The 15,244-nt window shown below is 68.2% G+C and carries 14 protein-coding genes and 1 pseudogene; 11 read left to right on the forward strand and 4 right to left on the reverse strand.

What is annotated here, in order from left to right:
• Together AC1DXV_RS21495 and AC1DXV_RS21500 are read left to right on the forward strand one after the other, a co-directional pair.
• The coding region (locus AC1DXV_RS21495) for a hypothetical protein (RefSeq protein WP_477935455.1) at positions 1-601 on the forward strand (601 nt) is incomplete at its 5' end.
• Complete coding sequence (locus AC1DXV_RS21500; RefSeq protein ID WP_477935457.1) at positions 598-3,090, forward strand: ATP-binding protein; 2,493 nt, start codon at positions 598-600, stop codon at positions 3,088-3,090. The genes AC1DXV_RS21495 and AC1DXV_RS21500, both read left to right, overlap by 4 nt.
• Here AC1DXV_RS21500 and AC1DXV_RS21505 read toward each other — a convergent pair.
• The gene (locus tag AC1DXV_RS21505) at positions 3,087-4,265 is read right to left on the reverse strand and encodes an MFS transporter (protein ID WP_477864261.1); all 1,179 of its coding nucleotides are present in this window, start codon (positions 4,263-4,265) and stop codon (positions 3,087-3,089) included. The genes AC1DXV_RS21500 and AC1DXV_RS21505 overlap by 4 nt on opposite strands.
• On the opposite strand from AC1DXV_RS21505, the gene AC1DXV_RS21510 reads away from it, so the two are divergent.
• Complete coding sequence (locus AC1DXV_RS21510) at positions 4,234-4,392, forward strand: hypothetical protein (protein ID WP_477935459.1); 159 nt, start codon at positions 4,234-4,236, stop codon at positions 4,390-4,392. The two genes, AC1DXV_RS21505 and AC1DXV_RS21510, sit on opposite strands and share 32 nt — an antisense overlap.
• A 96-nt stretch (positions 4,393-4,488) precedes the next feature.
• On the opposite strand, the gene AC1DXV_RS21515 is transcribed toward AC1DXV_RS21510, so the two are convergent.
• Positions 4,489-5,967, reverse strand: a complete 1,479-nt coding sequence (locus tag AC1DXV_RS21515) for an ATP-binding protein (protein WP_477935461.1) — start codon at positions 5,965-5,967, stop codon at positions 4,489-4,491.
• A 198-nt stretch (positions 5,968-6,165) separates the two neighbouring features.
• On the opposite strand from AC1DXV_RS21515, the gene AC1DXV_RS21520 reads away from it, so the two are divergent.
• From AC1DXV_RS21520 to AC1DXV_RS21550, 7 genes and pseudogenes are all read left to right on the forward strand, one after another.
• Positions 6,166-6,612 (forward strand): hypothetical protein, encoded by a 447-nt coding sequence (locus AC1DXV_RS21520; RefSeq protein ID WP_477865935.1) that lies wholly within the window; start codon positions 6,166-6,168, stop codon positions 6,610-6,612.
• 56 nt (positions 6,613-6,668) lie between these two features.
• Complete coding sequence (locus AC1DXV_RS21525) at positions 6,669-7,466, forward strand: alpha/beta fold hydrolase (protein WP_477865934.1); 798 nt, start codon at positions 6,669-6,671, stop codon at positions 7,464-7,466.
• Positions 7,467-7,526: 60 nt separating this feature from the next.
• The gene (locus AC1DXV_RS21530) at positions 7,527-8,792 is read left to right on the forward strand and encodes an MFS transporter (RefSeq protein ID WP_477865933.1); all 1,266 of its coding nucleotides are present in this window, start codon (positions 7,527-7,529) and stop codon (positions 8,790-8,792) included.
• Between the two features lie 108 nt (positions 8,793-8,900).
• Positions 8,901-10,190, forward strand: a complete 1,290-nt coding sequence (locus AC1DXV_RS21535; RefSeq protein ID WP_477865932.1) for a hypothetical protein — start codon at positions 8,901-8,903, stop codon at positions 10,188-10,190.
• On the forward strand, positions 10,187-10,951 hold the full coding sequence (locus AC1DXV_RS21540; protein WP_477865931.1) for an Ig-like domain-containing protein: 765 nt from the start codon (positions 10,187-10,189) through the stop codon (positions 10,949-10,951). Before AC1DXV_RS21535 ends, AC1DXV_RS21540 begins: the two co-directional genes overlap by 4 nt.
• Positions 10,952-11,029: 78 nt before the next feature.
• The gene (locus AC1DXV_RS21545; RefSeq protein WP_477935463.1) at positions 11,030-11,821 is read left to right on the forward strand and encodes an SDR family NAD(P)-dependent oxidoreductase; all 792 of its coding nucleotides are present in this window, start codon (positions 11,030-11,032) and stop codon (positions 11,819-11,821) included.
• A gap of 254 nt (positions 11,822-12,075) precedes the next feature.
• Positions 12,076-12,341 (forward strand): annotated as a pseudogene (locus AC1DXV_RS21550) (transposase); the annotation flags it as partial.
• A 172-nt stretch (positions 12,342-12,513) separates the two neighbouring features.
• On the opposite strand, the gene AC1DXV_RS21555 reads toward AC1DXV_RS21550, so the two are convergent.
• Both AC1DXV_RS21555 and AC1DXV_RS21560 read right to left on the reverse strand, forming a co-directional pair.
• On the reverse strand, positions 12,514-12,768 hold the full coding sequence (locus tag AC1DXV_RS21555; RefSeq protein ID WP_477935465.1) for a hypothetical protein: 255 nt from the start codon (positions 12,766-12,768) through the stop codon (positions 12,514-12,516).
• Positions 12,769-12,770: 2 nt separating this feature from the next.
• Positions 12,771-14,360 carry a DUF4403 family protein gene (locus tag AC1DXV_RS21560; RefSeq protein ID WP_477865928.1) on the reverse strand — a complete coding sequence of 530 codons (1,590 nt, stop codon included), beginning with the start codon at positions 14,358-14,360 and terminating at the stop codon, positions 12,771-12,773.
• A gap of 705 nt (positions 14,361-15,065) precedes the next feature.
• Here AC1DXV_RS21560 and AC1DXV_RS21565 point away from each other — a divergent pair.
• Positions 15,066-15,244, forward strand: a 179-nt coding sequence (locus AC1DXV_RS21565; RefSeq protein WP_477935467.1) for a transposase, incomplete at its 3' end; no start/stop codon positions are given.

Raw genomic sequence — 15,244 nt, forward strand, 5'->3', positions numbered from 1 at the left:
GCGCACGGCGCACGTCTTCGCGCGCTGCCAGGTGCTGGGCATGGCCGCCGTGCCCATGGCGATCTGGCGGGGCGATGCAGCGTTGGCAAACCAGTGGATCCAGGAGTTGCGGGGCCTGTCGGAGCGCGAAGGCCTGGCTTACTGGCTGGCATATGCCCAGGCATTCAGGCGCGCATTGGCGGGTGAAGCGATCCCGCCTGGCAGCGCGGTGGATGCGGCCATGGCCGGCTGCCCGCCGCTGGGCGACATGGTGGCAACGATCCGGGCATCGCGCCCTCCGGCGGCGACGCAGGCACGGGTCGACCAGGGCGCTGTGGGCTGGTGTGCGCCTGAGGTGATGCGCCTGGTGGCGCTCGACGAACATCGCGGCGCGCCGGCTACTGCCGCGGCGCGGTTGCAACAGGCCCTGCAGCTGGCCGAGAAACAGCGCGCGAAATTCTGGATGCTGCGGATCGCGCTGAGCATGGCCACCATGGCCACGGACAACAGCGCCCTGCCTGGCGCCCTGGCGACGCTGCGTTCTCTGCTTGCGTCCATCGACGATGGCAGCGCCGTCCCGGAGCTGGTGGCCGCGCGCACGCTGCTGCAGAGCGTCACATGAACAAGCACTTCCACGAACCGGATTCACACGCCAATGCCGCGCCGACCAGCGGGGCCCGGCCGCACGCGCCGGCCCAGGTCTCGCTGCCCGATCTGCCTCGACATTTCGTCGGGCGCGATGAAGTGACCGGCAAGCTGGCGAACACGCTGACCGAGCGGCGGTTGGTGTCCGTGGTGGGGCCGGGCGGGCTCGGCAAGACGACGCTCGCCGTGGCGGTGGCCCGGCGGCTGTCGGCGACGCTCGCGGGCGGCATCTGCTTCCTGGACCTGGCACGGCTCAGCGCCGGCGAGGTGCTGGAAGCCGAGCTGGGCCTGGCGCTGGGCATGGAGGGCTTGCACGGCGTGTCGCGTGAAGACCTCAGGCAACGGCTGGCCGGCCGGCACATGCTGCTGGTGCTGGACAGCTGCGAGACGGTCATCGACGCCGCCGCCAGCATGGCGGAAGACTTGTCGGCCTCGGTGCCCGGGATCCTGATCCTGGTGACGAGCCGCGAGCCGCTGCGTGCCAAGGGCGAGTGGGTGCACCGGCTCGCGCCGTTGGCATCCCCGCCCGGTGCGGCGGCGCTGCCGCTGTGGCTCGCCATGACCTATCCCGCGGTGCAGCTGTTCTTCCACGTGGCGCAGTCGCGCGACGCCGCATTCGCGCCGACGTCCGACAACATCGAGCACGCCACAGCCATCTGCGGGCGGCTCGACGGCAGCCCGCTCGGCATCACGCTGGTGGCCTCGCATGCCTGCCGGCTGGGCTTGGCCCACATCGCCGCGCAGCTCGGGCCCGAACTGCTGAGCCTCAGCTCCGACGACCAGGCCGACCGGCACAGTTCGCTGGAGGCCGTGCTCGACTGGAGCTACCGCCTGCTGCAGGGCGATGAACAGCGGGCCTTCCGTGCGCTGGCGTGCCTGCGCGGCAGCTTCGAGCTGGACACCGCCGTCGCCGTCGCCGGCGGGCCACGGGCCGAGGCACTGGACTCCGTGCTGAACCTTGCCGACAAGTCCCTGCTGATGACGCTGCAGGTGGGTGACACCCTGCTGTACCGCATGCCCGACATGACACGAGCCTACGCGAGCGGACAACTGGAGCGCGCCGTCACGTCGGAGTACCGGAGCGCGCGCACGCGGCACGCGCACGCGCTGATGCAATTGCTCGAGGCGGCCGAGCAGCAGTGGAACTCGATGGGCAAGGTCGAGTGGCGCCGCGCGCACGGCGTGTGGATCGAGGACGTGCGCCATGCGTTGGCTTGGGCATTCTCGGACGCGGGCGACTCGCTGCTCGGCACCGAGTTGACGGTGGCCGTGCTCCAGCTGGCCGAACAGACCGGCCTCTTCGCCGGCTTCGACGACTTCGCGCGCCGCGCCTTGAGCGAGGTGAATCGGCTCGATCCGCCGCGGCCCGAACTGGCCGTGCGGATGCACACCTTTCCGGCCTTCGGCCAACTGCGGGTCATCACAGACGAACCGCACCACATTGCCACGCTCGCCAAAGCCTTGAAGATCAGCGCAGTCCCCGGCTCGGCGGCCGCGCAACTGGGGGCGCTGGTGGCGCTGTGGGCCCACAGCTTCCAGCATGGCAACTACTGGGAATCGCTGACCCGCACGCGCGACATCCAGCAACTGGATCGCGCCGACTGGGTGATCGACCTGACCGGCCGGCGCACGCGGTCGCAGTCGCTGCACTTCCTCGGCCATCACGCCGCCGCGCGGACGCTCGCCGCAGGCGTGCTGGAGCAGGCCGACCGGCGGATCCCGCTGATCTACACCCCGTCGCCCGTCAGCGTGGAGGTGTCGATGCGCATCGTGCTGGCCCGCATCCACTGGATCGAAGGTCGCCCCGACCAGGCCTGGCGAATGGTCGAGGAGTGCCTGTCGTTTGCCGAGCAGGATGCACCACCGTCCATCTGCCAGGGCCTGGCCTTCGCCGCCATTCCCATCGCGTTGTGGTGCGGTCGCCCGCGGGCCTGTGTCGGCTGGGCCGCGCGCCTGGTGCAACAGGCCGACCGGTACGAGTTTCCGTACTACCAGGCCTGGGGACGCCTGATCGAGGTGGTGCTGGATGCCGGCAGCGCCTCGGATCCGGCCCATGCCGAAGCGCTGAAGACACTGCCAAACGGCGAGCAGACCAAGTACCGCGACCATCTCGGCACGTTCGAGCAGGCGGGCCTGTGCACCGACACTTTCGCGCGTGCGCAGGCCGGCGCCGTGGGATGGTGTGCGCCGGAGATCATCCGCCTGCGCGCCGAGCACACGGCTGCGGCCGACGGGCCGGACGCTCAAGCCATTGCCACCGGATTGCTGGAACACGCGCTGGCCCTCGCACGCGCCCAAGGCGCGCTGGGGTGGGAGCTGCGCGCCGCCATCAGCGCGGCGCGGCTGGCCCGGCGTTGGGGCCATGCCGCGGGAGGCCTTGCGTTGCTGCAGTCGGTCTACGCCAGGTTCAACGAAGGCTTCGCGACGCGCGACCTGAGACTGGCTCGCGAGCTGATGGGCGGCTAAGTCACCGCCTGCCGCTGCCGGCCGCGCGGCGAGAGGTAGGTGAGGCCCAACGCCGCCACGATGGTGCACGCGACGACGGCAAACATCGCCTCGGCGCCCTGGTTGCGCAACAGCGGCACCAGCAGCAGCGGCGCAAGCGCAGCGCCGATGCGGTTCAGCGCCCACGCGCTCGCCAGGCGCCGGCTCCGGCCTTCGGTCGGAAAGAGTTCCGCGGCGTACAGGTTCAGCGTCGACAGGTAGATGGACGTCGCCATGCCGAACACCGCGGCCGCGGTCAGCACCTGCCATGAGACATTGGACGAGACGAACATCGCCCCCGACAGCGCCAGCACCACCGAACAGGCGGCCAGGCCGTGTCGCCGGTCGATGCGGTCCAGGCTCATGGAGCTGACGAAGTTGCCCGCCATGGGGCCGACCATGGACAGACTCACCACCATCAGCGCATCGTTCAGCGCGAAGCCGCGCTGCGTCAGAACCGCGCCCGACAGGATGGGAAACGAGGACGTGGCCCACGGGCTCAGCGCGAACAGCGCATACACCAGGTGCTTGGGCCGTTCCTGCTGCAAGCCCGCCGCTGCTGCTGGCGCGTGCCGCGTCGTGCCCTGCCACGGCAGTACGCGCGAGCGCTCGAAGCGACCCAGGGCCTGCACGGCGTCAGCCATGCGGCCACGCACGGCGAGAAAACGCGGTGACTCCGGCAGCAGCGCGCCGGCGCCGGCGGTCAGCACGCACAGCATGGCCAGCACCCCGAAGGTCAGCCGCCAGGATTCCCCGCCATGCCAGGTGGAGGTGGCCATGGCCCGCAGGAACATCAGAGTGCAGAAAGGCCCCACGGTCGACAGCCCGATGCACCAGAACGTCATCACGCCGCGCTGCTTGGGGGGCAGCACGTCGGCCAGCAGCGAGACGACGAGCGGCGGCAGCACGCCAAGCGCCAGGCCGGCCAGGCCGCGGCAGACGGTCAGTTGCAGGATGTCGCGTGTGAAACCGGCCGCCAACGACGTGACGGCGATCCAGAGCAGCACACCGATCAGCACGCCCCGGCGCCCGATGCGGTCGGCCAGCCAGCCGAACAGCGGTGCACCCATGACGGCGCCCACGTAGACGGAGGACAGCAGTGCCGACAGCTCGCCGGACGACGCCTTGTTCGTGCCGCTGGAGAAGATGGCCGACAAGGCGCCACTGAGCGACATCTCGCTGATCGTCACCGTCGTGGCGAGCGTGCACACCAGCACCAGCCAGCCGTGCAACCACGTCAACGGCAAGCGATCCAGTCTGGAGCCGATGTCGGTCGCGTCATGAGCAGCAGCCAAGGTTTTCTTTCCTGTCGTGTGAAGCGCCGGACCTTAAGCGATTGCCCAGCGGCTGGATCGTGCCTCGCCGTGGATTCACGACGATTCACATCGCGGCCGCAACCCTTGCCGAAGGGCGGCTGGCGAGACGCTGCAGCTCCAGCGCATGTCGCGCGCGGACGCCGCCGTCGTCCGGCAGCTCTGCCAATCGCTCCATCGCGTACAGGCGCGTCGTGTTCAGCAGCCGGTAGCAGGTACCGTCGTCCAGCTCGCAGCCCTGCGGGCAGGGTTGCAGCAGCGACTTGTCCACCAGCCGCAGCACGGCATCCTCGATGCTGGCCCCACCTGGCGACCGCTCCACCACGGCCACCGCGCTGGTCAGCGAGAACGGTGCGTCGAAGACCGCGAGACTGCGCAGCACGCGTCGCTCCAGGTCGTCGAGCAAGCCATAGCTCCAGTCGATGGCGGCCCGCAACGATTGGTGCCGCAGCTGGGCACCGCGGCGCCCGCGGGTCAACAGCAGCAGCCAGTCGTCGGGTCGTGCGAGCAGCCCTTTCAGGCCCACGGCGGGCATCCGCCAAGCGGCGAGTTCCAAGGCGAGTGGCATGCCGTCGAGCTGGCGGCACAGCTCGCGCAGGTCCGGCACGTCGGTGTCATCGAACACCGTGTTGTCGGACGCCGCCCGGGCGCGTTCGACGAACAGGGCGACTGCGGGCGACTGCAGCGCTTCGGCCAGGGTCCGCACCTTGTCCGGCGTAGCGGCCAGCGGCTCCAGCCGCAGCACGTGCTCGCCCGCCACGTTCAGCGGCTCGTGGCTGGTGCAGATGAGCCGCAACCGCGGCGCTTGGGCCGCGATGGCTTCGGCCAGCGTAGCGGCTTCCTCCAGCACGTGCTCGCAGTTGTCCAGCACGAGCAGCATGTCGGTATCGCGCAGGGTCGCAACGAGCCTGGGCAGGTCTGCGCCGGGCCGGTCCAGCGCGCCGGACACGTGTGCGACGACACCGCCCCTGCGCACCTGGGAGAGGCCGACCCAGTTCGCACCACCGGAGAAGCCCGGTGCGTTGAGTGCCAATGCATGCTGGGCCGTGCTGGTCTTGCCCATGCCAGCGGGGCCAACGATGCTCACCACCGGACAGCGTTGCAGCATCGTGGCCAACGTGGCCAGCGTCGATTCGCGCCCCGCCAACGGCGGCAGCACGGACCGCTCGACCTCGGCCGGCGACGCAGCCGAGCCACGGCGCTGGCGGCCGACCTGGCCGACAAAGCTGTAGCCGCGGCCAGGCACATTGGCGATGTAGCGACGCCCGGCAGCGCTGTCATCCAGCGCCTTCCGCAGCGCGGCAACGTGCACGCGCAGGCTGGATTCCTCGACGAAGGTGCGCGGCCAGACGCGCGAGACCAGGTGGTCACGGCTCAGCACTTCACCGGCCTGCTCCACGAGCGCGATGAGCAGGTCCAGCGCCCGACTGCCGAGCACCACGTCCTGGTCATCCCGCGACAACGAGCGACGGCCCACATCCAGCGTGAAGCCGTCGAAAACGTAGACCTGACTTTCCGAAGTCATAACCATGGAAGCGCGTGACATCAAGGCCGCAAGACACCAGTCCGAATCGTAACTGCCGCGCGCAGGGATCGCTACCGAGCACGGGATCGTTGCCGAATGTGGGACGGTTCGGGCGGTCGACACCCTCCGAATGGAAGAGGCCGGCGCTGCCATGTGGGAGGGGCGCGTTGCGCTGGATGTGCCTAGCCTTCAGGAACACCACCGACCAGGACCCAGGCCATGTGCTTCGACGCCACCCACTGCCCCCGCCGCCCCACTGCCACGCAGACATCGGGTGATGACTTCTTCGGCCTGATGACGCAACGGCTCGCCCCGGAAGGCGGGTTCATCCCGGAGGCGCGGCTGCGCGAGCGCTGGCGGCAGCAGGGATGGCAGCCGCAGGAACTGGATGACCTGCTGGGCGGCGACCGCCTACGCAGCATCACGCAGGGCTCGCAACGGTGGCTGCCGGCCTTCCAGCTGCATGCCGATGGCTGCACGCCGCGTGCGGACGTCTCGGTCGTCGCCGAGGAACTGGCGGGCGCCATGGACGCCGCGGAGATCCTGGCCTGGTTTGCCTGCTGCAACGCCGCGCTCGACGACGAAACGCCCATTGCCCGGTTGCGCACCGGCCTGTCGGCCGTGCTCGACGCCGCTCGGCTCGACCGTTTCATCGCCTCGGCCTGACTTTGAAGTTTCCTCCAACGCCGCCGCTCGTCGGCACCTTCATGAAAGAACGTTCCATGCTGAACCTCATCAAGCTCTCCATCGCCGCTGGTGCCATGGTCTTCGCGGTCGCGCCCGCGCCAGCCGCTGCTCTCAAGCCGACCATCGTGCTGGTTCACGGCGCCTTCGCCGGCTCGTCGAGCTGGAACGGCGTCGTTGCCGAATTGGCCAAACAGGGCTACCCCGTCATCGCTGCCGCGAACCCGCTGCGAGGCGTGGCCAGCGACGGTGCCTATGTCGCCTCGCTGACCCGCTCCGTCGTCGGCCCGGTCATCCTGGTCGGCCACTCCTATGGCGGCGCCGTCATCTCTGCTGCGGCCAACGGCCTGCCCAATGTGAAGGCGCTCGTGTTCGTTGCCGCGTTTGCACCGGACCGAGGCGAAAGCGCCCTTGACCTGACGGGCAGGTTCCCCGGCTCTACGCTGCCGCCTGCGCTGGCTGCACCGGTCAAGCTCGACGATGGTGGAGAGGACCTCTACGTCCAGCAGGACAAGTTCCCGCACCAGTTCGCGGCCGACGTGCCGCTGGCCCAGGCCCAGGCCATGGCCGCCACACAGCGCCCGATCAAGGCGGCCGCGCTGTCGGAGGCTGCTCCCGCCCCGGCCTGGAAGGCCGTCCCAAGCTGGTCCATCTACGGCACGGGCGACCTGAACATCCCGCCGCAGGCGATGGGCTTCATGGCCGAACGGGCACAGGCCAGGAAGACCGTCGTGGTGAAAGGCGGTTCGCACGCGCTGATGGTGTCCCACCCGCGCGAAGTCGCCGCGCTGATCGACGCCGCCGCGCGTTCGATCAACGGCGACACCGCTCGCTGATGGCCTCGTCAACCCCGGGACGCGTCCATGCGTCCCAGCCACTCTTTTCGAGAAGGCCGCATGAACAACACACAGACGCCGAACGCGAGCATTCCCGCCCGGGATGGCAAGCGTTCCTCGATGGCCATCTACGCGCTGACGATTGGCGCGTTCGGGATCGGCACCACCGAATTCGTCATCATGGGCTTGCTGCTGCAGCTCGCCGCAGACCTGCAGGTCACCGTGCCCACCGCCGGCCTGCTGATTTCCGGCTACGCCCTGGGCGTTTTCGTTGGCGCACCGCTGCTGACGGCATCGCTGAGCAAAGTGCCGCGCAAGACGGCGCTGCTGGCGCTGATGGTCATCTTCACGCTGGGCAATCTGGCCTGCGCGTTGGCGCCCAACTACGCGGTCCTGATGGTCGCGCGGGTCGTCACGTCGCTGGCGCACGGCACATTCTTTGGCGTGGGCGCCGTGGTCGCCACGAGCGTGGTGTCGCCGGACCGCAAGGCCGCGGCGTTGTCCACGATGTTCACCGGGTTGACGGTCGCGACGTTGCTGGGCGTGCCCGTGGGTTCCTGGCTGGGCCTGCATTTCGGATGGCGATCGACGTTCTGGGCGGTGTGCGTGATCGGCCTCGTCGCGATGACGGTCATCGCGCTGTTCGTTTCGGCGCGCGAAGCCGGGTGTGGCAGCGGCGTCTCGTTGAAGGAGGAGCTGAAGGTGCTGGGACGGGTGCACGTGCTGCTGGGCCTCGCCGCCACGGTCTTCGGCTTCGCCGGCGTGTTCGCCGTCTTCACGTACATCCAGCCGCTGCTGACCCAGGTCACGGGATTTGCCGAGGCCGGCGTGTCGGTGATCCTGCTGATGTTCGGCGTCGGGATGATCCTGGGCAACGTCGTCGGCGGCCGCCTGACCGACCGCGCGCCGGTGCGCATGCTGCTGGGCTCGCTGGCGGCCTTGGCCATCGTGCTGGTGCTGATGGGCTTCGCCATGGGCAACCGCGTGGCCGCCGTCCTGTTCGTCGGGCTGCTGGGCGCAGGCGCGTTCGCCACGGTCGCCCCGCTGCAGCTTCGCGTGCTGAACCAGGCGCAGGGCGCCGGACAGAGCATGGCCTCCAGCCTGAACATCGCGGCCTTCAACCTCGGCAACGCGCTGGGCGCCTGGTTGGGCGGCGTGGTGATCGAACACGGCCCCGGCCTGGCCAGCCTCCCGTGGGTGGCAGCCGTGCTGACGCTGGGTGGCTTGGCCGTGGCGGGCTTCAGCGTATGGCGCGAGCGCGCCGCAGAACAGGGCGGCGTCCGGTCCGGGAGCCTTCCTGGCGCAGCTTCCGGCGGTCGGCTGTAGTCCCCACCGGGCATGACCCGAAGGAGAGAGGTGCGCCTCGCCCGGTCGAGACTGGGCGCACCGTCGGATCTGCCGGAAAGTGCCTCCACCCTTTGAGGAGCACCCTTCATGAATCCACAGCCCCAATCTCCGCAGCCCGGCGCGTCGACCAGGAAAGCCCGGGCCGTCCAGGCGCTGCGCCTGGCGGTACTGACGCTGGCCCTGCACGCGTCCCACGCCATCGGCGCACCGGTGCTGTCCGCCGGCAAGATTGCGTTCGTCGATGCGAACACGGTGGTCGTTGCGGACTGGCGTGGCGGCCAGTTGCACGCCATCACGTTGCCGCCCGTCGCACCCGGCGCTCCGGTGCCATTCAACGTGAAGGACGTGTCCGGCGCCATCGCGCGCACGCTTCACACCCGTCCTGAGAGCCTGCGCTTCGAGGACATGGCGGTGCGGCCCGGCAGCGAAGTCGCCTACATCTCGCTGTCGGTGGACGGCAAGACTGCGAGCGCAATGCCGGCACCCGTGCTGGTGTCAGTGGACGCCGCCGGCAAGGTGCGCATCGTCAACCTGGACCAACGCAGGCGCGAATCGGTTGCCATCGGCAACCTGCCCGCCGCCGACAAGCGCCTGTGGCGCGACACGCCAGCGGCGAGCTTCACCGTGACCGACATGAAGTTCCACGAGGGCAAGCTTTACGTCGCCGGGCTGTCCAATGCGAGCTTCGCGTCGACGCTGCGGATCTTCGACTTCCCGTTCAGGGGCAACGCCGCCGTCAGCAGCGTGGAGATGTACCACCCGGTACACAATCAGTTGGAAACCCGCGCACCCATACGCAAGATGGTGATCACCAGCCTCAATGGCGAGCCGACGCTGATCGCAGCGTTCACCTGTTCCCCGCTGGTGACGATCCCGTTGAAGGACCTGAAGGACGGCGCCCACATCGCCGCCAAGACGGTCGCGGAGTTCGGCTGGGGCAGCGCACCGGCCGGCATGGTGATGTTCGACGCCGGCCAAGGGCCGATGGTGCTGCTGACGCACTCGCACAAGTCCGCCGACCTGATGTCGGTCGCGGACATCGCCGAAGCGTCGACGAAGCCCGGCTTGTCCACGCCGATCAAGTGGCCTGCCGAACCGACCCTGGGGCTCAAGGCCACCTACGTGCCGATGCGCGTGGCGCACATCGACAACCAGGATGCCAGCTTCTTCGCAGCACTTCGCCGCGACGAGGCCAGCGGCGCGATGGAGCTGGTGTCGATGCGCAAAGGCCTGTTCCTGCGCCTGAGCGACTTCGTCAACGAGTACGACTTCGCGGACTTCAACTACCCGGCGAACGACAACTGGCGCGACGTGCACCGCATGCTGCGCACCGACGAGGGCTATGCCGACCTGGCGCCGCCGCCGCCCAAGCCATGATGTTGGCGCGCCATCTTGTCTCGATGGTGGCCCTGGTGGGCGTGTCCGTGGCCGGGGCTGCTTCGGTCGAGATTCATCCGGCGGGCCCGACGGTTCCTGAGAACCTGCTGAGGATCGAGCTGCGCTTTGAGCAACCTCAGCGCCTGCCCTTCGACATCGCGCGCTTGAAGCTGCTCGACGCCAACGGCCGGGAAGTCCGGCACGCGCTGCTCGACCTGACCTTGCCGAGCGCGGATGGTCGACGCATCACCGTGTTGATGGACCCCGGCCGTGTGAAAAGCGGGGTGGGGCCGAACCTGGACGCCGGGCGGGCATTGCAAGAGGGTTCGACGGTCAGCCTGCGCTTGGTGGGTACTGATGCCGCCCAACCACCCGTGGTCAAAACCTGGCAGGTGACTGCCGCCGCTTCGCGTCCTCTGCGGCCCGAAGGCTGGAAGCTCGCGCTGCCGCGTCGCAGCAGCCGTGACACATTGGTGGTCGATATGCAAATGCCCATCAGCTCGGTCGGCGAGGCGCTGATCGCGGTACTGGACGGGCATGGGCGTCGTGTGGACGGCACGACATCCCTCGCCGAAGGCGACGCCGCCTGGCGCTTCACGCCGTCGCGCCCGTGGGCGGCGGGAACGCATCGGCTGGTCACGCACCCCGATCTGGAGGACCCCGCTGGCAACAGGCGCTGTGCAGCCTTCGAGACGTCCATCCAGCTCACCGCCACCTGCGAGGGGACGAGCCTTGCTTTCACGCCGACGAGCGCCAGCTGAGGTGAGCATCCTCTTCTTCCACCACCGGTCCCCCGGCCGGTATCCACCACTCAAGCTCGCCCATCAAGGAGAAACAACATGGATCTGAAACTCAACGGCAAGCTGGCCCTGGTCAGCGGCAGCACCGCAGGCATTGGCTACGCCATCGCGCGCACGCTGGCCCAGGAAGGCGCGCGCGTCGTCGTCAATGGGCGAACACAATCCAGCGTTGATGAGACCGTCGCTCGCCTGCGCTCGGAGACAGGCGGATCGGTCGAAGGCTTTGCGGGAGATCTGAGCGGCGCCGAGGCGGCCAGCGAAGTCGTTCGCCGCCATCCTGGCATCGAGATCCTGGTCAACAACCTCGGCATCTTCGAGCCCAAGGCCTTCGAGGACATTCCCGATGAAGACTGGATGCGGTTCTTCGACGTCAACGTCTTGAGTGGCATTCGGCTCGCACGCCTCGTGCTGCCAGGCATGAAGCTCGCCAACTGGGGGCGCATCATTTTCATTTCCAGTGAAAGCGCGGTGCAGATTCCGGCCGAGATGATCCATTACGGCATGACCAAGACTGCACAGATCGCCGTTTCCCGCGGGTTGGCGGAGTCGGTATCCGGCACGGGCATCACGGTCAACAGCGTCTTGCCCGGGCCGACGAAGTCACGCGGGGTTGGCGACTTCGTGCAGGATCTGGCGCGCGCCAGCGGCAAGAGCTTCGACGAAGTCGAAGCAGAGTTCTTCGACAAGGTGYGGCCGACCTCCCTCATCAAGCGCTTCGAAACGCCCCAGGAGGTCGCGTCGCTCGTCGCCTACGTGGCAAGTCCTCTCGCGTCAGCAACTACGGGTGCAGCGCTTCGTGTGGACGGCGGCGTGATCAAGAGCGCCTTCTGATTTCTGCCGATGCACGGCATTTGCGGGCGGGCTTGAACGTAGCCGATGCGTAGCTGTGCGAACGCACTCCCAGGGTTGAAATACGCCGCGCCGCGCCCTTCTCTCATCGTGCTCGTGCTCGCCCCATCACCCGGATCGCGAACGCGCGGAGTCGGCTGTCGACTACGAAGCGCTGCTGCCGAGCGGCAACAATCGGCCAGAAGCTGTCGTTTCCCTAAGTGGTCCTGAACCAGCCGAGAAGCCGTCACTCCTGCATTAAGGCGCACATCGGCGTGGACGCCTCCTCGGGCCTGGTCCACACGGTCGCCTGCACCCCAGCAAACGTCAACGACCTGAACATGGCCGGTGCGCTGCTGCACGGCGATGAGCGAGCGGCCTTAGGTTATGCGGACTACCAGGGGGTGAACAAGGGCCCGCGGCCGCTGGCCCGACCTGGCACGTGGACATGTGCCCGGGGCTGCGCAAGAAGCTCAACTCTTTCGTCGAGCCTCACTTCGCTGCCGAGCGCGTGGAGAAGATGTAGGGCAGCATCCGGGCCCAGTTGCGCATGGTGCTGGCGGCGCCGGCGCCGATCTAAACGACTGCTTGCAGTCCATAACGAAGCCCCGCCCTTCGTTCGCACAGGCGGGGCTTCTTCTATTGCCGGCGCACCTGACGTTGGGCGCGGCCGACGAGCACCATATGAAGGCGTCCTACGGCGTGCCGAACWTCAAGCACACGCCGGAGACCTCCTGCTCCACGGCCTTCAAACGACCGTTACCGTCGTAGACGCAGAAGTTCGCCAGCTGCACGCCTGGGCCGCAGCTGAGCGGCTTGCGAGGATGCGGGTGCTTCTCCGTCTTGCCGGTGGGCGAGGCGTTGGGGCCGCAGTCCTCGATCGGCGGGGCGTCGCAGGCGGTAAGCGCGGCGCAGCAGGCCAGCGCCACGATCCGAGCCAACCGGTTCATCGTCAGCGGCCTGGGGCCGGGCTCAACTGCTGCAACTCGGCCGACCATTGCGCACTCGTCTTCACCTCGACGAGCAAGGCTTGCTCGCCGAGGTGAACGGCTCCGAGGCGGACCTTGGGCTCCTTGACCTGGAGGCGCACGCCACCGGTCTTGGCGGGGTCGCCAAGAGCCTTCTGGAGTTCGGCGACGAGCTTTGCATCCTGCGCCGCCAGGTCGAGCTTCGCATGCTGCTCGATCTGGCGGTTGATGACGTTTCGGAAAGCTGCCGTCAACGCGTTCCAGGCAGCGTTGTCGAGGCTGCGAAAGACCTGGACGTCGGTCAGCGAAACCTGGGAGCCGTTGCCCTCCACGGTGGGCTTCGCCACCAGCCATAGCTTGCCTTGCACATCGGCCGATGAGCTCGGCAGGTCTGCCTTGAACTGCACGCCGATGGCCAAGCGGTCGCCTGCCGGATAGATCTCGAAATCAGCAGGCACGACGGTGACAGGGCCGGCCGGTGTCTGCGCCTGCTGCGCTTGCCCCTTCAGCGGCGCCAGCAGGGCGACAAAGGAAGGGTACGGGACCGTCAAAGGCAGGGTGATGTTAAGGACGCCCGGTTGCGGAGCAAGCCGCTCGTGCTTGGGCAGCGGGAGCGCCTTGGCGGCGATCGGCTCGGGCGCTACCGCGACGTTGGTAGACAAGCTGACGATGGCCCGCAACTGCTCTTGTTCGGCCAAGAGGCCGGTAGTGCCCATGCCTAAGGGCTCGACGTTCAGGTGCATCTTGCTGCCGAGCATATCGTCCACAGGCAGCGCGATGGCGTGGGTGCGCCAAAGCTTCTGCAGTTCCGCAAGCACCGGCTGGCAAGGAATGGCAGTGCGCGAGTTGGCCAGCGCTTTCTCCAGGGCCTCCTTGATGGCTGGGGTCAGGAAGCCGGAAACGTCCAGGTGGTAGGGGCCGACGCCGAACCTAACCCCAGCGATCCTAAAGCTGGAGTCGCCGACAACCTCCACCCGGGCAGGCGACAACCACTTGAAGGCGACCTGGCCCGGCACGATGAGCGGGCAGAAGTTGTCGGCGAAGTCCAGAGAGGCAGAGACCGAAATCTCGAAAGCGCCGTCGAACGACTTGTCGCGGGCGCTGATGAGTCTGGCGATCTCGCCATTGAAGCCGGCCCCGCCGTTGAACTTCATCGGAACGGTGACCCGGACAAGGCTGCCGTCGCGGGCAACGGTCGCTGTGCCGGCCGGCGCATAGGAGACGTTGTAGAGCGCGGTGATGCACTCGCGAAACCGCGGGACGTCCGAGCGGATGCACTTGAGATCTTTGCGGTCTCGCACCGTGCCGGCGATCTCCTGGAGCTTGGCGTTCAGCGCCTGCTGAAGCAACGCGTAGGACACCGACAGATCGGCCACCACTACGGACTTGCTTGGTGCGATGTGCATGGCGGCCCCCGCTGATCGCGCAGGCGGCTCGAGCATCTCCAGATGCCGCGGTCGAAGCCAAAGGTAAAGGCCGATGGCCAGGACGGCAAATCCGACCAGCAGCAGCCAGAGAGTACGGCGCCCCCCGGGCGCAGCGCCGGGCTCGCTCTTCGATGTTTCAGCAACCATGAGAACGCCTCCTTCCCCGCAAAAGCGCTTACCGGGGCGGGCCTGCGGCGAAGGCGCCGGTGCCGCGCACATCGGGCGGCAGGCCGCGTTGCTTGGACGCGCGAGCGTAGCGCTGCGGAGCCCGCGGCGGCGTCCTTCAAATTGGGGAAGCAGCCGTGGATTGGCCGACGTTCCCCGGCCGGCGCGGTGCGTCGCAATGGGGGAGTCCCCGGGGTGGTGGATGATTCCGCGCCCCTGCGCTTTGGCACTTTGTCGCCACGCTTGCCTCCTGCGGCGGCGCTTGCCCAGCGCTCGGCGCCCGCCGAGCACCCGGGTGGGAGGCGGCAGCCCAGGCCGTCGAGGCGGCCCAGGCCGCGCAGGATGCCTGGGCGCCATCAAGGAGCGGCTGGGCTAGCTGGTTGGCGGCGCTCCCGTTGCCGTCGCCATGCCGGCCGCCGGCGAGCGCTTCGCGCAGTGCGCCGAGCAGTTCCCGCCGGGCGGTGCGCCCGATCTGGCCGCCGTCCACCGCGCTGCCGCGCGCGTGCCCTGAGCATGAGAGTTTCGCGGCCTTGCATCTACGTTTAGGTCTGCTTGGGTCCGCGAGCCGAAATACCCCGCCGACCGCTATGGGTCGGCCATTGCCTATCAGCTCAGCAAGCGAACTGACCTTGCCCGCGGAATCCGTATCCCTTGCTGAGTGGTTCAATCCAGGCAAGGAGAACGAAAGTGACGAAGGCAAAGAGAGCGCGCTACACGCTGGAATTCAAGCTTGAGGCGGTGCGGATGGTCAAGGGTGGGCAGAGCCTGGCGGTGGTGTCGAAGGTGCTGGGCGTGGCTGATCAGACGCTGCACAACTGGCTCAAGGCGGACCAGAGCGGCAAGCTGAACGGGCCCGGTAGCAAGCC

This window comes from Rhizobacter sp. P3_C12, from assembly GCF_056402735.1.